Annotated in this window: 14 protein-coding genes; 6 read left to right on the top strand and 8 right to left on the bottom strand. The window is 42.4% G+C overall.

Going from position 1 to position 17,948, the window contains the following annotated elements:
- The first annotated feature begins 68 nt into the window (after positions 1–68).
- From galK to rpiB, 4 genes are all read left to right on the top strand, one after another.
- Positions 69–1,229 carry a galactokinase gene (gene galK, locus PMEL_RS09650; protein WP_120175103.1) on the top strand — a complete coding sequence of 387 codons (1,161 nt, stop codon included), beginning with the start codon at positions 69–71 and terminating at the stop codon, positions 1,227–1,229.
- Between the two features lie 224 nt (positions 1,230–1,453).
- Positions 1,454–2,122 carry an NUDIX hydrolase gene (locus PMEL_RS09645; protein ID WP_120175102.1) on the top strand — a complete coding sequence of 223 codons (669 nt, stop codon included), beginning with the start codon at positions 1,454–1,456 and terminating at the stop codon, positions 2,120–2,122.
- A gap of 495 nt (positions 2,123–2,617) precedes the next feature.
- Positions 2,618–4,633: a transketolase family protein gene (locus tag PMEL_RS09640; protein WP_120175101.1), complete on the top strand. Its 2,016-nt coding sequence runs from the start codon at positions 2,618–2,620 to the stop codon at positions 4,631–4,633.
- 64 nt (positions 4,634–4,697) lie between these two features.
- On the top strand, positions 4,698–5,144 hold the full coding sequence (gene rpiB, locus PMEL_RS09635; protein ID WP_120175100.1) for a ribose 5-phosphate isomerase B: 447 nt from the start codon (positions 4,698–4,700) through the stop codon (positions 5,142–5,144).
- 919 nt (positions 5,145–6,063) lie between these two features.
- Here rpiB and pyk read toward each other — a convergent pair.
- From pyk to dinB, 4 genes are all read right to left on the bottom strand, one after another.
- Positions 6,064–7,527 carry a pyruvate kinase gene (pyk, locus tag PMEL_RS09625; RefSeq protein WP_120175098.1) on the bottom strand — a complete coding sequence of 488 codons (1,464 nt, stop codon included), beginning with the start codon at positions 7,525–7,527 and terminating at the stop codon, positions 6,064–6,066.
- 20 nt (positions 7,528–7,547) lie between these two features.
- Positions 7,548–7,892, bottom strand: coding sequence for a hypothetical protein (locus PMEL_RS12405; protein ID WP_231999414.1), 345 nt, complete (start codon positions 7,890–7,892; stop codon positions 7,548–7,550).
- Between the two features lie 22 nt (positions 7,893–7,914).
- Positions 7,915–8,658, bottom strand: a complete 744-nt coding sequence (locus tag PMEL_RS09615; protein WP_120175097.1) for a hypothetical protein — start codon at positions 8,656–8,658, stop codon at positions 7,915–7,917.
- Between the two features lie 355 nt (positions 8,659–9,013).
- A complete protein-coding gene (gene dinB, locus PMEL_RS09610; protein WP_120175096.1) occupies positions 9,014–10,114 on the bottom strand; it encodes a DNA polymerase IV in 1,101 nt (366 codons plus the stop codon).
- Positions 10,115–10,265: 151 nt separating this feature from the next.
- On the opposite strand from dinB, the gene PMEL_RS09605 reads away from it, so the two are divergent.
- Both PMEL_RS09605 and PMEL_RS09600 read left to right on the top strand, forming a co-directional pair.
- A complete protein-coding gene (locus PMEL_RS09605; RefSeq protein ID WP_120175095.1) occupies positions 10,266–10,886 on the top strand; it encodes a sugar transferase in 621 nt (206 codons plus the stop codon).
- An 8-nt stretch (positions 10,887–10,894) separates the two neighbouring features.
- Complete coding sequence (locus PMEL_RS09600; protein ID WP_120175094.1) at positions 10,895–13,528, top strand: SLBB domain-containing protein; 2,634 nt, start codon at positions 10,895–10,897, stop codon at positions 13,526–13,528.
- Positions 13,529–13,878: 350 nt separating this feature from the next.
- On the opposite strand, the gene PMEL_RS09595 is transcribed toward PMEL_RS09600, so the two are convergent.
- Genes PMEL_RS09595 through PMEL_RS09580 form a run of 4 tightly spaced genes read right to left on the bottom strand, consistent with a single transcriptional unit; the run spans position 13,879 to position 17,948 of the window.
- Positions 13,879–14,745, bottom strand: coding sequence for an alpha-1,2-fucosyltransferase (locus PMEL_RS09595; protein ID WP_120175093.1), 867 nt, complete (start codon positions 14,743–14,745; stop codon positions 13,879–13,881).
- Complete coding sequence (locus PMEL_RS09590) at positions 14,742–15,521, bottom strand: glycosyltransferase family 2 protein (protein WP_120175092.1); 780 nt, start codon at positions 15,519–15,521, stop codon at positions 14,742–14,744. Before PMEL_RS09590 ends, PMEL_RS09595 begins: the two co-directional genes overlap by 4 nt.
- Positions 15,487–16,635: a ligase gene (locus PMEL_RS09585; protein WP_120175091.1), complete on the bottom strand. Its 1,149-nt coding sequence runs from the start codon at positions 16,633–16,635 to the stop codon at positions 15,487–15,489. Before PMEL_RS09585 ends, PMEL_RS09590 begins: the two co-directional genes overlap by 35 nt.
- Positions 16,635–17,948, bottom strand: coding sequence for an oligosaccharide flippase family protein (locus tag PMEL_RS09580; RefSeq protein ID WP_120175090.1), 1,314 nt, complete (start codon positions 17,946–17,948; stop codon positions 16,635–16,637). Before PMEL_RS09580 ends, PMEL_RS09585 begins: the two co-directional genes overlap by 1 nt.

Here is a 17,948-nt window from a genome sequence, read left to right as displayed (position 1 = left end):
AGGCATCACGCTTGCCATTATATCGAGATAATTTAATTATATCCTAACAATCATCAAATATTACTAACATGGACATAGAATTCGTAAGAAGTCGTTTTATTAAGCATTTCGACGGCAAGACTGGAAACATCTATTTCTCACCAGGACGTATCAACCTCATTGGCGAGCACACTGACTATAACGGTGGTTTCGTATTCCCAGGTGCAGTAGACAAGGGCATCATGGCTGAGGTTCGCCCTAATGGTACAGATACTGTTATGTGCTACTCTATCGACCTCAAGGATCGTGTAGAGTTCAAGGTTAACGACCCAGAGGGTCCACGCGCAACATGGGCACGCTTCATTTATGGTATGGTACAGGAGTTCAAAGCACTTGGTGTTGACGTAAAGGGTTTCAACATTGCTTTTGCTGGTGACGTTCCTCTCGGTGCAGGTATGAGTTCTTCTGCCGCTATGGAGAGCTGCTTCGGATGCGCATTGAACGACTTGTTCGCTGATAATAAGATTTCAAAGTGGGACATCGCACTCGCTGGTCAGGCTACAGAACACAAGTATATCGGTGTGAACTGTGGTATCATGGACCAGTTTGCAAGTGTATTCGGTCAGGAAGGCAAGTTGATGCGTCTTGATTGCCGCAGCCGTGAGTTCGAGTATTTCCCATTCAATCCACAGGGTTACAAGCTTGTTCTTGTAAACTCAAAGGTTAAGCACGAACTCGTTGGTAGCCCATATAACGATCGTCGCAGAAGCTGTGAGAATGTTGTTGCAGCTATCGCTGAGCAGTTCCCAGAGAAGAAGTATGAGACATTGCGTGATGTTAACTGGGACGAGTTAGAGGCTGTTAAGGACAAGGTAAGTGCTGAGGACTACCAGCGTGCACACTTCGTTCTCGGTGAGAAGGAGCGCGTACTCGCTGTTTGCGACGCACTTGTTGCTGGTGACTATGAGACTGTAGGTCAGAAGATGTATGAGACTCACCACGGACTCAGCAAGGAGTATGAGGTAAGCTGCGAAGAGCTTGACTTCCTCAACGACGTTGCTAAGGAGAATGGCGTGACTGGTTCTCGTATCATGGGTGGTGGCTTCGGTGGCTGTACCATCAACCTCGTTAAGGACGAGTTGTATGACAAGTTCATTGCTGACGCAACTGAGAAGTTCACAGCAAAGTATGGTCATGCTCCAGAAGTTTATCCAGTGGTTATCAGTGAAGGTTCTCACAAGGTTTGCTAAGAACATAATAGCATCTAACAAGGGGCCACTTTCATTGATATTTAATTAGTATAAGGGCTGGATTCTCTATAAGAAGTTCAGCCCTTATCTAAAAATAAGAATCATAAATACAAGAAGTAATCCAACACAAGAATAACCTTTAAATTCCAATACATAACAGAAAAATTATTACTACGTAACCAAAAAACAAAACAAGTTTACATCTCTAAATCAAAACCTACAACATGAATAAATACTATAAAGGAGAACCCAAACTTTTAGTTTCGGTTGACTGCATCGTACTCGGGTTCGAAAACAAAAAGCTACAGCTACTCGTTGGTAAACGTAAAGTTGAGCCGTACAGCGGCAAATTATCTCTCTATGGTGGATTCGTAAGAGAGAATGAAAGTTTGAAAGAAGCTGCTAACAGAGTTCTTTTCCAGTGTACAGGCATCAATGATATTTATATGCGACAGGTGGGTGCTTTCGGTGAAACCGATCGTGACCCAGGTGATCGTGTCATCTCAATTGCTTATTGCGCGCTCATCAATGTGTCTGACTACGACCATAAGCTATTAGAAGAAAATGATTTACAATGGGTTGACATCAACAAGTTGCCAGAGTTGTTTGGTGACCACATCGAAATGGTACAGATAGCATTAAGCCAACTCCGCAAACTCATCAACAAAGACCCACTCGGTTTCAATCTTCTCCCAGAGCTCTTCACGCTCACACAGCTTCAGAATGTCCACGAAGCAATCATGGGTGTTGAAATCGACAAGCGTAACTTCCGTAAGCGTATCAAACAAATTGACTTCATCGAGAAGACAAAGTTCATTGATAAGATTACGAGCAAACGTGGTGCTGCACTGTATCGCATTAATAAACAAGCATATACAGACGCCTCACTATAATCATTAATAGTAAGGCGAACGATATAAATGTTTAGCTAAGAAAAAAGATAAAAGGGTATATCGAATGTAAAAACGTCATTGACGAACATTCAGATATACCCTTTTTATCATAGAATTATCCATCAATTACTGTTTCTCTTGTGGCTGATAGCATACTTACGCACCCACAAGACGACTGGTGCTAACGTCCAGCACCAATCGTGTGAAGCCTCCGCACAATAGGTGCGAAGCGTTAACACCATTATAAAAGGGGGATAAAAAGAGGCAAAAAAGAGAAGAAAAATACATCTCTCACAGGTAAAACCGTTTGTAGCCGAAGAAGAATAGCACTTCAACAAAATAGCCATAAAACAGCCACTCACCAACTAAACAAAGCAAAGCGAATACAATGCTTTGGGCAATTTTGGATATTTTGGGAAAATAGTAAGTTTATTATTTTGATGTCTCCATATTTATCTTTATATTTGCATTATAATTTAAAAATCCTATCTATTTATGAATGACAAGAAATTGATGAACAGAGCAGCGGATAACATTAGAATTCTCGCAGTGTCAATGGTTGAAAAAGCTAAATCAGGTCATCCTGGTGGAGCTATGGGTGGTGCGGACTTTATAAACATCCTTTTCTCTGAATTTCTCGTCTTCGACCCAGAACAGCCTGAGTGGGCAGGACGTGACCGATTCTATCTTGACCCTGGTCACATGTCACCAATGCTTTATGCGGCATTGACCCTTCAGAGAAAGTTCACGGTTGACGATATTAAACAATTCCGTCAGTGGGGGTCAATCACTCCGGGACATCCTGAAAGAGACATCGCACATGGTATCGAAAACTCTTCTGGTCCACTTGGTCAAGGTCATGCATACGCAGCTGGTGCAGCCGTAGCTGAGAAGTTCCTTGAGGCGCGCCTTGGCAGCACTATGATGCAGCATAAGATTTATGCCTACATCTCTGATGGTGGTGTCCAAGAAGGTATCAGCGCAGAAGTAGGTCGCTTGGCTGGCAACTTGGGTCTTAACAACCTCATCATGTTCTACGATGCCAATGACATTCAGCTCTCAACTGAGTGTGGAGCCGTTATGTCTGAGGATACAGCAATGAAGTATCAAGCATGGGGCTGGAACGTATTGAAGATTGATGGTAACGATCCAGACGCTATCCGTGAGGCACTTGTTGCTGCTAACAAGGAAGAACGTCGCCCAACTCTTATCATTGGTGAGACCATCATGGGTAAGGGTGCTTTGCAGGCAGACGGTAGTAGCTACGAACATAGCATTAAAACACATGGCGCACCATTGGGTGGTGACGCCTATACAAATACAGTAAAGAATCTTGGTGGTGACGTTGAGGACCCATTCAAGATTTTCCCAGAGGTTCAGAAGCTCTATGATGACCGTGCAGCAGAACTCAGAAAGATTGTTGCTGAGCGTCATGCAGCTGAAGCAGCTTGGGAGAAAGAGAACCCAGAAAAGGCAGCACAGATGCGTGAATGGTTCTCTGGCAAGGCTCCAAAGATTGATTGGAGTGGCCTTGTACAGAAGCGCGACATTCCTACACGTAATGGTTCTGCAGCTTGTCTCGGTGTTATCGCTGAGCAGGTTCCTAACATGATCGTGTCATCAGCCGACCTCAGCAACTCTGATAAGACAGATGGTTTCCTCAACAAGACTCACGCACTCACACGTGACGACTTCAGCGGTGCCTTCTTCCAGGCAGGTGTTAGCGAGTTGGCAATGGCATGTATGTGTATCGGTATGATGCTTCATGGTGGTGTTATCACCGCAATGGGAACCTTCTTTGTATTCTCAGACTACATGAAACCAGCTATCCGTATGGCTGCCCTCATGCGCACTCCAGTTAAGTTTGTATGGAGTCATGATGCATTCCGCGTTGGTGAGGATGGTCCTACCCATGAACCAGTAGAGCAGGAAGCACAGATTCGCTTGATGGAGAAGTTGCAAAACCACGCTGGACAGGATTCTGTTCGTGTACTTCGTCCAGCCGACAGTGATGCAGCAACCGTATGCTGGCAGATGGCTATGGAGAACATGGATACCCCAACAGCACTCATCTTCTCACGTCAGAACGTGAAGAGTTTGCCAGAAGGAACAGACTATCAGCAGACTCGCAAGGGTGCATACGTCGTAACTGGCTCTGATGAGCAGTTTGATGTTATCCTCGTTGCAAGTGGTTCTGAGGTTTCTACCTGTGTTGCTGGAGCAGAGTTGTTGCGTAAGGACGGAGTGAAGGTACGCGTTGTTAGCGCACCATCAGAGGGACTCTTCCGCCGTCAGAGCAAGGAATATCAGGAGCAGATTCTGCCAAGAGATGCCAAGATCTTCGGTCTTACAGCTGGCCTTCCAGTAACTCTCGAAGGATTAGTTGGTGCCAATGGTAAGGTATTCGGCCTTAACAGCTTCGGATTCTCAGCACCTTATACAGTCTTAGATGAGAAGTTAGGCTTCACTCCTGAGAATGTTTACGAGCAAGTAAAAGCATTTTTAGCATAAACGTTTAACCTGAGTCTCTAAATTCCTCACCGAAGGCAGAGGCTCATAAAAACCTAAACAGCTTATGGAAATTAAGACAGTAGGAGTTGCTTGCGACCACGCAGGCTATCCATTGAAGCAGTTCGTAATCCAGTATTTGGAAGAACACAAGTATGCATATAAGGATTTTGGCTGTAATAGTGATTTGAGTTGCGACTATCCTGATTATGCTCACCCATTGGCTGAAGCCATTGAAAGCGGTGAAGTTTACCCTGGTATTGCTATCTGTGGTAGCGGTGAGGGTATGGCAATCTCACTCAACAAGCACCAAGGTGTACGTGCAGGTTTGGTATGGAATAAGGACGTTGCTGAGCTGACTCGTCAGCATAATGACGCAAACGTTATTGTCCTCCCTGGCCGTTTTATCGACAACAAGACTGCTGAGAAGATTCTCGATGCATTCTTCAAAGCAAGCTTTGAGGGTGGTAGACACGAGCGTCGCGTTAAAAAGATTCCTGTTCAGCAAGGCTAATCTCAGCTTTGTCTGATTGAATAATACAAACAAAGGAAAATAAAAAAAAGGTGTTCAGAGTTTTCTGAACACCTTTCTTTTTTTCATCATTAATGTCATTTTTGTAGAATAATGACTGATTGGGGGTAACTATCGAGCATATTACTCGATCTTTCAACAACTCATATCAATCTATGTCAAGGTAAAAAGCCCTCCGACACCCCCGTTCCTCCGTGTGAGATTTAGCCTCAAAAGCACAAAGAAATATATTAACAAAATATCAAAGAAGAGATAGGGAAATAGCTTAAAATCGACTTCTCACAACGCCTCTGTAAGTTTCTTGTTACCAAGTAGTTGCAAAGTAAGCTTTTAAAAGGTGCTTAGTAAGGGTTCAAAAGGGCGTTAATAAGACCTCAAAAGGGCATCTTTTGGAAGCCAATTAGGCGTTATCTACAAGCCGTTTGGTGGTCTTTACAAAATCAGTATGTGAAAATATCGGACAAAAAGGAGTCTTCTAAAGTTTGAAGTAACAGACGTTGTCCGCTATACCTGCGTTACAAAAACAGCCAATCTGCTCGATAATAAAACAATATATGTTTAGACTCAAATGACCGATTTGGCTTTAAGAAATAAAAAACAGAGCTACTCTAAGTTTCTTACTGCAAACTTAGAACTGCTCTGTGTATCGTTTGATATAATAGTTTTAGCTTATCACTCCATATTTCAGATGAACCTTATTTGTCTTTACAACAAAGACATTGCAGACTATGTCAAGCTAAAAAGACAGATAAGATGCCGACACGAAGATAAAAGAAGTTGGGAGACCATGCCTCCCATAGTGGCAATGATGGGTATTATTGTCTACTAACCAGTTTGGCTTAAATAAACTCTACACCTTCATTTGTACTTCATGTGGCATACACACTGTGAGGAAATAGGATTATTCTTCTTCTGAACCAGTGTTCACTTCTTCAGGGAGATGGAAGCGATACTTGCGTGCAAAGACATCACCCACCTTGTTAATCTCAAGGAAGGTAGCGCCACCACCTTCGCCAAACGTACCAGAAAGATAAGCAATCTTATCCTCTAACTCAATGTAACCCTTCTGACGAAGCATACGCAAAGCAGCTGTAAACATCTCCTCATTTGACTTATAACGATGCTGATAAACTGCAATAACACCGTAGCTAAGGTTCAACCAACGCTGTACCTTATCCTTGTAGCAGATAGCCAGAACTGGGTGTGGGCCACGGAAAGCAGCAAGATTACGAGCAGTCTGACCTGTTTCGCTATCGGTGATAATACCCTTTACACCCAACTGCTCAGTAGCCTCGATGGCACTTCTTGACAAGAACTCACGCTGATCATTCTGGTTTGTCATAGGAACACTAACATGTCCACGCTTATGAGCATCCTGCTCTGCCGCTTCAGCAATACGAGCCATTGTCTGTACAGCCTCAACAGGATACTTACCGCTTGCTGTCTCACCACTCAACATCAAAGCATCGGTATGGCTATAAATAGCGTTTGCAATGTCAGTAACCTCAGCACGAGTAGGACGAGGGTTTTTAATCATCGTGTGCAACATCTGAGTAGCCACAATAACAGGCTTCTTCTTCAAGATACACTTGTTGATGATGCTACGCTGAATACCAGGAATCTGCTCGATAGGCACCTCGATACCCAAGTCACCACGTGCAATCATAATACCGTATGAAGCATCGATAATCTCGTCAATATTGTCCACACCCTCCTGATTCTCAATCTTTGAGATAATCTTAATATCAGAGTTATGCTCGTCAAGAATCTTCTGAACAGCAAGAACATCAGCTGCTGAACGAACGAAAGAGTGAGCAATGAAGTCGATATCCTCCTCTATTGCCAACAAGATATTAGCCTTATCTTTCTCTGTAAGTGCAGGAAGTTCAATATGTTCACCAGGGACATTCACACTCTTGTGTGAGCCAAGCTCACCTTCATTCTGTACCTGTGCAACCAACATTGGACCAACACTTTCGATAACCAGCATATCCAATGCGCCATCATCAAAGAGGATATGATCGCCCACCTTCACATCACGAGCGAAGTCAGGGTAAGAAACATTGATAATATCCTTTGTTGACTCTACATCAGGACGACCGAAAATCTTAACCATATCGCCCACCTTATATTGGATAGGCTCAGCCACTGCAGTGGTTCTAACCTCTGGTCCCTTAGTATCAATCAGCAATGCCAAGTGCTGAGATACTGTACGTGTATTGCGGATAATCTCCTTAATACCTTCAGGGCTGGCGTGTGCCGTATTCATACGTACGACATTCATACCTGAGAAGAAAAGCTTTCTCAAGAAGTCAACATCACAGCGACGGTCGCTAATAGAACATACTATCTTTGTCTGTTTCATAAAATTGAGTGTGTTATTGTTTAATTCGACATTGCTGAGAAAATAATATATAAGAGTGATGACATGAGAATAACGAACAACAAAAAGCCAACAAAAACAATTGTTACTTTCTTTCCCAGTCCACTCTTCGATGTTTTTTTCTCCATCGTTGGTCTGACTTGTCCGCTCGTGTTATCCTTTTCCACTTGCACGTGGCTCACTGTGGCAGTCGTCTCAGCAGCACTACCAGCAGGCTCACCCATCTGTGGGGTGGCAACCATCATACTCTCACCACAATAGGGGCAATTACATCTTAGCGTATTGCCACCCTCCGATTCAATAACGAAGGGACGATGACAATGTTTACAAGCTATTTGAAATTGCATTTTAACCTCCTTCTATCTATTTTTATCTTACATCATCAATGAGAGTATGCCCATCCTGCGATAGCACCTTCACCTGACGATATTCTGTTTCACCATCTTGCGACAATCTCACTTTATACCAATTATCATCTATAGCAACGACTTTAAGGTTACGTTGGAGTTGTTCAAAATCAGGGTCTGTAGCCGTGTTTCCGAAAGCACCCCACCATATTGTTGCCTCATCAACATCATAGTCATAAGACCCTTGAGTTCCGAAAACCATTCGATGACAATAGTCTGTGAGGTAACGACTATAGAAGTCTGCATCCGCATCATCCGTAAGAACGGCTTTCTTATAGAATGATTCTAAGAATCTGCAAATACCTTTTCGCTTTTCATCCTGTCGCTGTGCCTCAGCTTCCTGCGCCTCAATCTGTGCGCGAACCTGCATCACAGAGTCGGCATGTGCCTTACGCTGTGCTTGAAGTGCCTGCTGAGCAGCTTCCTTCTGGTTATTCCAATAAATGTAACCAAAGGCAGCTAATCCACCCAAGATGAGCACGATCAATACAGTAAGGATGATTTTCAATGCAGAACCACTACCCTTCTTCTCATCTTCGTTCATAATAGGTTGCTGCACAGTAGGAGTAACAGGGCTTGCCAACGTCGGTAAGTTGACAAGTAATTGCTGCCCGCAATAAGGACAATTGCACTGCATTTTGTCATTGCCATCAGCCGTAATCATAAATGTGCGATTACATTTATTACAAGTTACATTATATTGCATAAACTACTGCTTCTTAAAACATTGATTAGTGAGGACAAAGGATAAACGACATCCCTAATAGTCAAACACGGATTATCTTGTGCAAAATTAATAATTTTCTTCCATATTTGGAAATGTTTTAAGCAATAATATTAAGGTCAATTTTACAAACAAATGCGAAACTTCTAACTTAAGATTCTACAACAAGAAACTGCCATCTACACAGCGTTTAGTGCTTAGCACCAATGGTGTTTACCCTTAGCACACTATGTGCGGAGCATCAACACGATATGTGCGCAGTACTTCCATATCACTTAAAAGTAGACAGAAAGAGGCATTATATTCGTCATCAGAAATAGAATATGTCATAAGACAATTACCTAATACTGCCTTTTTCTTCAAAAGGGAGCAATCCCTCTATCCATTGAGGTCGGTTTTGTCCTTCTTTTTCATTTGTATCAGGTGAAGAAACAGATAGTCCCATCAAGCGGATAGGGCGGTTATGATAGTCCGTATCTTTCAACAACTGTTTGGCAAGGGGAAGGATATCATCTTTCGCTCGAAGAACTTTCTCCTGTGTAAGACTGCGCGTTATCTGCGTTGTAGCATCCCACTTCAATTTTAGTGTGAGGGTTCTACCCTTAAAATCTTTCGCTTTTATTCGTTCAACTAATTCCAAAGTGATGTGATAGAGTTCGATGATAATCTTCGATTCGATGCGCAAATCCTCAAGAAAAGTACGTTCACAGCCGACCGATTTACGCTCGTATTCAACGATGACAGGACGATTGTCAATGCCACGTGAGAAATCATAGTAAACATTGCCCATCTTACCAAACACCTGTACAAGGTGTTCTCGCGATATTTGTCGTAATTGTTCTCCCGTAAAGACACCCATACCATGCATTCGCTCAGCCGTTTTTGGACCTACGCCCCATAGTTTCTCCACTGGGAGCTTGCCAATAAAACCAAGCGCACGGTCGGGATGTACCGTGAAGATTCCATTCGGTTTGCGCATATCAGAGGCTATCTTAGCCAACAATTTGTTATAGCTTATTCCTGCAGAGGCAGTTAGCGAAGTGCGCTCGAATATCTTTTTCTTGATTTCTTTAGCTATATCAACAGCAAGCTCTATTCCTTTTTTATTCTCCGAGACATCAAGGAAAGCCTCATCAAGTGAGATTGGCTCCACCAAATCAGTATATTCATGAAAGACAGCGTGAATCTGTCTTGATACTTCTTTGTATCTATCAAAATGTGAAGAGACTACTATCAGTTGCGGACAACGCCTTTTAGCCTGTGCCATTGACATTGCCGAACGAACACCGAAGGTACGTGCCTCATAGCTGGCCGTCGACACCACACCACGTGGACCATCGAAACCCACAGCAATAGGCTTCCCTCTCAGTTCTGGATTATCCCTTTGCTCTACCGCTGCAAAGAAAGCATCCATGTCAATGTGAATAATTTTACGCATGATAGTACCCTGTTCTCTATGCAAAGATACTGTTAAGATGTGGAAAGATAAGTATTTCTCATTAATAAATAAATAAAAAAGCGTATCTTTGCAACAAAATAACAAAAATAGAGTTATAATAACTATACGAAACCAAAGTACGAATAACCAAATGAGAGAAAATGGGAGTCATGATGCCATGGGGAAGCTTCAACGCTGTTTGAAGCGGGCTTTTGACATTATTGGAGCTCTCGTAGGGCTAACCATCTGTTCGCCTATATTTCTCATTATCAGTATTCTTATTACATATCAAAGCAATGGACCGATATTCTTCCGACAGATACGTATCGGATATAAAGGACGTCCCTTTGCTATCTTTAAGTTTCGTACAATGAGTAGTGTCGTGGAAGAAGAGGGTCCGCAACTTGTTGCAAAATGTGATAGTTCGAACTCTACCCGACTGGAACAGTTCCTACGTGGACATCATTTAGACGAACTGCCACAGCTATGGAATGTGCTGCGAGGCGATATGTCGTTCGTGGGTCCGCGTCCTGAACGTAAGTTCTTTATTGATAAAATCATGGAACAGACCGACCGCTATCAACTCATCTATGAGATGCGACCGGGCTTAACTTCAGAGGCAACACTCTACAATGGTTATACTGACACAATGGAAAAGATGCTCCGACGAATGGAAATGGACATCCATTATCTGGAACATCGTACCTTGTGGTTGGACTTTACTATCGTCGTTAAGACGGTTCTAAACATTGTTACTGGCAAGAAATTCTAAACAAGAAAATGAAGAAATATATTCTATTTGTATTACTCGCATTATGTTCCTTGAACGGCTTTGCACAGTCGTCAATGACGGATACGCAGGTAATGGACTTCGTGCAGAAGGAGCATAAGAAAGGAACTCCACAATCGCAGATTGTCACCAAGCTTATGCAGAGTGGTGTAGACATCTCGCAGATACGACGTGTAAGAGACACCTTCATGAAGATGCAGAAAGGAAACGCTGCTTTTGGAGCTGCCAAAGAGGGAGCAACAACAGACCGTAGTCGTACAAATAACGGACAGACAAGCCCTAATACTCCTCCAGGAAAGAGCAAACGACAAATCGCTGAAGCGACACTCGATGATTACAACACCAATGAACAGGAGGTAAGCAGATACTCTGAAGGACGTATCTCGCCTAATCGTTCGTGGACAAATACCTACGATGAGAATGATGCTGAATTCCTGAAGATGCAGGCAGAGATGAATGATTGGATGCCACAGGACACTGCTACGATGTATGAAAACCTACTGAAGCAGCTGAGCCGTAACCGTAAGAAGGTTTGGGGACGTGACATCTTCAACAATAAGAGTCTTTCTTTTGAACCAAACATGAACATGGCACTGCCTCGCAACTACCGTATTGGCCCAGGCGATGCTGTGTTTATCGATGTATATGGTGCTTCACAGAAGTCTTACCAGACTACGGTTGCACCAGATGGTTACATCACATTGGAGGGCTTTGGCCCTGTTCAGGTAAGTGGTTTGACCGTAGATCAAGCAAACAACCGCATCCGTGAGAAGATCGGTAAGCGTTTTAGCAGTTCGAACATACGCCTCTCAGTTGGTCAGACCCATACCATTATGGTGAATGTTGTGGGTGAAGTGAAGACACCAGGAACCTATACACTATCGGCTTTTGCCACTGTCTTCAATGCACTTTACATGGCTGGCGGTATCGGTGACTTAGGAACACTGCGTAATATTAAGGTATATAGAGGCGGAACCCTCATCAGTACGGTTGACGTATATGACTTCCTTCGTCGTGGCCATTTGAGTGGTAATGTGCGCTTAGCTGATAACGACGTCATCGTTGTTGGGCCTTACGAGATGCTCGCTCAGGTGAGTGGTAAGGTGAAACGCCCAATGTTCTATGAGATGAAACGTGGCGAAAGTCTTGGAACACTCATCGGTTATGCTGGTGGTTTTGCTGGTGACGCCTATACACGTTCGGTACGTGTACGCAGAAAGACGGGCCGTCAGTATTCTATCTTCAATGTCAACGAGTTTGATATGCGTAGTTTCCGTGTATCAGATGAAGATTCAATCAGTGTTGACTCGGTTATTCCAAGATATGAAAACATGGTGGAGATTAAGGGAGCCGTGTTCCGTCCGGGTATGTATGAGGTTGGTGGACGTATCAACAGCGTACGTGGATTGATTGAAGCAGCTGACGGATTGACAGAGGTGGCATTTGCCCCACACGCTGTTTTACACCGCAAGAAAGCTGACCGAACACTGGAGGTTATCTCGGTTGATGTGGACGGAATCCTTACAGGTCGTGTGGCAGACATCCCTATACAAAACGAAGATGTACTCTTTGTTCCTACGCGTACAGATGCACAGGAGCAACGAACGATAACCATTCATGGGGAGGTACTCTATCCGGGTATCTATCAGTATGCTGATAATGAGTCATTAGAAGACTTCATTTTACAGGCTGGAGGTCTGAAGCAGGGTGCTTCAACGGTGAGAGTGGATGTATCTCGTCGTGTCACAAACCCACAAGCACTGACACCAGACTCTATCATCGCACGCACCTACACATTCTCACTACGTGACGGATTTGTCATTGATGGTGCACCAGGTTTCGTTCTTGAACCATACGATGAGGTCTATGTTCGTAAGAGTCCGGGTACAACCAATCAACAGAATGTTAGTATTGATGGTGAGGTTGTATTTGCAGGAAACTATACGTTGACAACAAGAAAGATGCGCTTGAGCGACATCTATAAGGCTGCAGGTGGTGCAACAGAACTCGGATATATCAAGGGTGCGCGCTTGGAGCGTCGCCCTACGCCAACAGAGCGAATCCGCATGGAGAATGCTTATAAGATGCAGTTGGAACAGCAACATAAGAACATGGTGAACTTAGCCGTGAAGACTAAGGATGCAGGTGTGCTTCAAGCTATAGAGCAGAGTAATAAGAAATCAGAAGATAAGTTCAAAGTTCCTGATATATATCCTGTTGGTATCGAGTTAGATAAGGCGATAGCTAATCCGGGAAGTGATGCCGACATCGTTCTTCGCGAGGGCGACCGCATCGTCATTCCACAATACAATGGAACCGTTAAGATTAATGGTGCGGTTATGTTCCCTAACTCTGTCGGTTATGTTGAAGGCAAGAGTGTTGCTTACTATATCGATCAAGCAGGTGGTTTCGCCAGTGATGCGAAGAAGAGCAACACCTATATTCTCTACATGAATGGAATGTTAGCGAAGGTAGGACATAATGCTAAGGTTCGCCCAGGTTGTGAGATTATCGTTCCAACAAAGGTACAAAGCAAGATGAGCCTTGCTGAAACGCTCAGCGTTGGTTCAAGTGCTGCCAGTATCGCAGCCGTCATTGCAACGATTGCAAGCTTGCTAAAGTAAGAAATTATCTCTATCAACAAGACTGTAGACAATGTTTTGCAGTCAATAAAAAAGAAGTTAGGTCAATGCAAATAGCGCAGACCTAACTTCTTTTTATTAATACTACACGATGAACATCACCTATATTAAGTTGCTTCATACCACCTATTAAACTTGTGTTGGTGCCCCGCACATGTCGTGTTCATGCTTCGCACCATTGGTGCGGAGCACTAATAGCCTTACAATATTATACTAAAAAGAGATTTATTGGTTGTTAGATAAGAGTTATATTGACAAAGCCTATACCCTAAAAGAGTGTTAGCAAAGAGAGAGTATGCTATTTTATTTGTATCAGACTGCAATAAAAGAATTTAGATTTTAATCCATGACGATGGCAAAGCAAAATGGCATTCTTCCATATTCAACCATTTCTTTGGTGCAATAACAACCTTATCACTATTCTGATTGAGCCATGCCCCCCACCATGAAAAGGAGGAATTCGCAATGATGTTATGTGCACAACACGACATCAACTGCATATCACGATAGCTTTCTGCACCTGTGTTCCAAGTGACATAAACCACTGGTGCATTAATATATTGCTCAAGATGCTCACGACACCATTCAATATCGTTACTAAAAACACAAAAAAGAGAAGGTGTAACATAAGAACACATCTTTTCAATAGCAGTACGGTAATAGTCGAGGTCGCAGATTCCTTGATAAAGACTATTGCCAATATAGTCTCCTCGCCTTACGTGTAACGAAACGCTGTTCTCATCTAATTTCTCTAACAAAGATAAGTTTTCTGCACGCTTAAAAGCAGGAAAAGTAAAGGCTTTCAACACCTTCTCCCGACAAGCGGCAAAGTATCTTTCATCCTGCCAATAGCCATCGAAGTATCTATTTCCTTCTTTTGTCAACACCGTTTCATCAAAGCGGAGTGTAGAACTTTCCAAACACATGCCCTTGCGACATGGGAGCAGACGCTTACCAATGCGCCATAAAAGGTAATTAGGATAGTAATAAGCTACCCGCATAATATCTGAAGCTGAAGCCTTTTCACCTTTTATTGAGAAGATTTTCTCCAATTCAAAACCATTATGCAGATGGTAGCCCTGAAAGCAGGAAAGGTCAAGCATCACTCGCTCCTCTGGGAACGTTTCCTGCAGAGAAAGGTATAGCGCATACTGGAACATCTGATTGCCCAAGCCACCTAATATCTTTACTATCTTCATTTGCGTATTACTTTCTTTATTATACCCTTTAAATCATTGAGCATAACCATTTTATTGATGAATAAGCAACACCTTAACAGAAGATGATACTTATATTTTGAGTTGAGAGCAGCTATGTCTTTCACCTCCGATTGCTTCACGTCTATCTGATTTGTAATCTTATCCTCATGATCATTGAAAGAGTCGATATGAAGACTATCTAAGAACTTTCTCCGCTTACCTTTCAGCAGACGATAATACCAATCAACATCAACAAGCCAGTTAAGTCTATTGTCAAACTCGATTAGATGCTCCCGTTTAAATGCCACACAAGAGCAAGGACCAATGACATTACAAAGGAATAGAAGAGAAGGACAGCCTATAAAGAATTTCATCACAGCCTGCGAAAAGACATTAGGCTTTAATACGCCAGCATTAAAGACCTTTACACGCGTCACAAGTACGTCATATCCCTTTTGAAATTGCTCATTTAGAGAAGTTAGATAATTGTCTTCTTCGAAGGCTTCATCATGGTGTACTACAACAACATATCTACCATTTGCCAATTGTAAACCATGATTCCAGTTATTCACTGCGCCTGCTGAGGGAATGTGATGCCGATAAGTTAGGACGGGATTATTAAGCGAAGACATGTAATCCTCTATAGACGAATTAGTGGAATCGTCTACTACAACAATCTCATAGTCCTTGAAGTCTTGCTTACAGACCGAACCATAGACACTCTTGAAAAGGTCGAGATTATTATACGTCGGCAGTACTATCGTGAATGTCTTCATCCAATTGTTTTTTACAAGCAGTTTGATTTATCAAATACCAGCTCAATAATAATAGCGCAAAGGTATAAGTATTATCAAAGCTTCCACCCCAGAAAAGGTCCAATGTAAGACCGAGGAACAAGCCCAACTCTACAGAATATTGTTTGTATGACTTATATCTTAATAAGGTCTTGACAATACTTACGAGGAAAAACAACAGAACAATAATACCAAAGCTATAACCTATCGTCAGAATACAAGACTCTGTTACGCCATTGGCAATCAAGTGAGTAGGTGTACTAAAGTCTTGATTTTCGTCCAAATGGATATTGAAGAAGCCATGTCCTATCCATGGGTCTTTCGCTATTTCTTTTAAGAAATGGAACCATATAAACGCTCGATAGAAGTTGCTAAGATTGGAGAACATCGTGACAAGTGTTGCCATAAACACAATGATAATACTTGACACATACATTCCTGTCATCATTATCTTGCTCCTATACAAGCGAAGGTAATACATCGTTGCAACAACCGCTCCAATAATAAGATAGCGATAAGAACCAGAGAGGATAAGGTTACCAACCATTGAGGCAAGTCCTATGTAGAAGACGAGTTTATTCACCTTCTTCTGATTGAGCATATAGCAAGCACTCACAAAGGTGATACTTCCTGAATATAAAGCATTACCCTTAAAGCCTGGGAAACGTGCAAGTGCCTCTCCAGGACGTACAGGCGGTAGTTCTGTCCAAGGTACATTCACACCGATAAGGAACAAAAGATTCGTTCCAAAGTCGAGAATGAAGATGATAAATACAAAAAGGCGTAATGCTTCTAAGCACGATTTCTTATCCTTAACACCCAAGAGAAGAATACAAAGGAAATAGAATTGTCCCCAATAAGCTATATTCCAAGGCTTTAAACCATCACATAAGGCGAAATAGGTTCCAACTCCTAAAGATAGACAGATAAACAAAAAGAATATTGGGGTATATCTTAGACTCTTGAGAAAGGTTGCCGGAGAGAATATCATTAACAACGAAAGGGCAAACAATCCCATAGGAACAATGCCCGTACCCAGTATCTGTGTAAGGAAAAGACAGAGTGCAAACAAGACATAACGAACCTTCTCTGACATCACCTTACCTCCTTTCTAACAACTATGATGGTGTAGACCAAAAACATAAAAAAGGACACTATATATGAGACTAATACCGCCATAGATAGACCATTAGCCCCATCTCCTCTCATACAAAAATAATAAGAGCATCCAACCATCAGTAAAGCCCAAACAATATTGATAGCAAAGCATTGCCACATCTTACCAAGACTATACACTGCCATCTCAAGAACATTTGCCAATGCAGAGAATATTGTTGATATAGCAAGTATCTGCACGGGTACAGAATTGTCATAAGTAGCACCATATAGTCGCATAATAAAACCACCGAAAAGCATTACACCGATAGATAATAACAAAGCCGTAATGCCTACTATGAGCATATTATACTTCAAGGTAGATACAAAAGAAGTCTTTTCCTTATTCAAACTCGATAGGATGGGGAGAACTATCTGACTGAAAGCTGTGGGAATGAACAGAATAATAACCTTCCATTGGTCAGCCGCTTCAAAGACTGCAAGCTCTTGAAAACCCTCTGAACGCACAAGTATTGAGCGTATTAGCCAAAATGAGGGGGTAATAAGTAATGCCGACAAAGCTGCTGGAAGGCTATAAGTATATAAGATAGAAAAGTCCTTTAATTGGAGTTTCTTTATGCTCAACTTCTTTATATGAATAGCAGAAAAGTTCTTATTGATGGAAAGATGATTCATAACAAAAATCAAGATGAATCCCATTCCGAAACCAAGAATGGCTCCATTAACGCCAAAATAATATGCTCCAAGGATTGTCAAGACAGACTCTAAGACACTTCCTAACAATGTATTGATAGCTATTGCTTTGAAGTTTTCAAAGCCCATCAAAGCTCCGTTCTGTACGCCATTGATGATAGAAAAGAACAATAACACTGCACCTACACGTACTGGTAAGACGATGCTTGGATGGTGAAGGATATTATTCGCAATGAACGGTGCCCCTAACAATATCAGGATTGCCGTTATAATAGCCATTAAAAGTCCAAAGTAGTTCGTCGCTGCATACACAGCTGGAATCTTATCTGCCTGATTCTCCCTATATTCTGCAATATATTTGGTTGACGTTACACCTAATCCTGCAGAGCCAAGCACAATAAACATATTGATTGTAGAGCGCACCATAGAGAACTCTCCGTATGCTTCTTTCTGCAAAATATGGGCACAGATGATACCAACAACTAAGGTAAGGAACTTTGCTAAAGCCGTTCCAGTGAACGACCACACCAGTCCTTGCCCCATTCTTCGTGATATGGAAGATGAGTTTATACGCGTTATGATATCCTTAACTGTAATCAT

The sequence above is a fragment of the Prevotella melaninogenica genome (assembly GCF_003609775.1).
In the GTDB taxonomy this organism is placed as follows: Bacteria; Bacteroidota; Bacteroidia; order Bacteroidales; family Bacteroidaceae; genus Prevotella; species Prevotella melaninogenica_A.
The sequence above is the reverse complement of the archived record's forward strand: the minus strand, read 5'-3'. Positions and strand labels throughout refer to the sequence as shown.

Bases quoted from the DNA above. Each gene is read 5' to 3' on its own strand.
- galK (WP_120175103.1), top strand. From the start codon at position 69: ATGGACATAGAATTCGTAAGAAGTCGTTTTATTAAGCATTTCGACGGC.
- PMEL_RS09645 (WP_120175102.1), top strand. From the start codon at position 1,454: ATGAATAAATACTATAAAGGAGAACCCAAACTTTTAGTTTCGGTTGAC.
- PMEL_RS09640 (WP_120175101.1), top strand. From the start codon at position 2,618: ATGAATGACAAGAAATTGATGAACAGAGCAGCGGATAACATTAGAATT.
- rpiB (WP_120175100.1), top strand. From the start codon at position 4,698: ATGGAAATTAAGACAGTAGGAGTTGCTTGCGACCACGCAGGCTATCCA.
- pyk (WP_120175098.1), bottom strand. From the start codon at position 7,527: ATGAAACAGACAAAGATAGTATGTTCTATTAGCGACCGTCGCTGTGAT.
- PMEL_RS12405 (WP_231999414.1), bottom strand. From the start codon at position 7,892: ATGCAATTTCAAATAGCTTGTAAACATTGTCATCGTCCCTTCGTTATT.
- PMEL_RS09615 (WP_120175097.1), bottom strand. From the start codon at position 8,658: ATGCAATATAATGTAACTTGTAATAAATGTAATCGCACATTTATGATT.
- dinB (WP_120175096.1), bottom strand. From the start codon at position 10,114: ATGCGTAAAATTATTCACATTGACATGGATGCTTTCTTTGCAGCGGTA.
- PMEL_RS09605 (WP_120175095.1), top strand. From the start codon at position 10,266: ATGAGAGAAAATGGGAGTCATGATGCCATGGGGAAGCTTCAACGCTGT.
- PMEL_RS09600 (WP_120175094.1), top strand. From the start codon at position 10,895: ATGAAGAAATATATTCTATTTGTATTACTCGCATTATGTTCCTTGAAC.
- PMEL_RS09595 (WP_120175093.1), bottom strand. From the start codon at position 14,745: ATGAAGATAGTAAAGATATTAGGTGGCTTGGGCAATCAGATGTTCCAG.
- PMEL_RS09590 (WP_120175092.1), bottom strand. From the start codon at position 15,521: ATGAAGACATTCACGATAGTACTGCCGACGTATAATAATCTCGACCTT.
- PMEL_RS09585 (WP_120175091.1), bottom strand. From the start codon at position 16,635: ATGTCAGAGAAGGTTCGTTATGTCTTGTTTGCACTCTGTCTTTTCCTT.
- PMEL_RS09580 (WP_120175090.1), bottom strand. From the start codon at position 17,948: ATGATTACAGTTAAGGATATCATAACGCGTATAAACTCATCTTCCATA.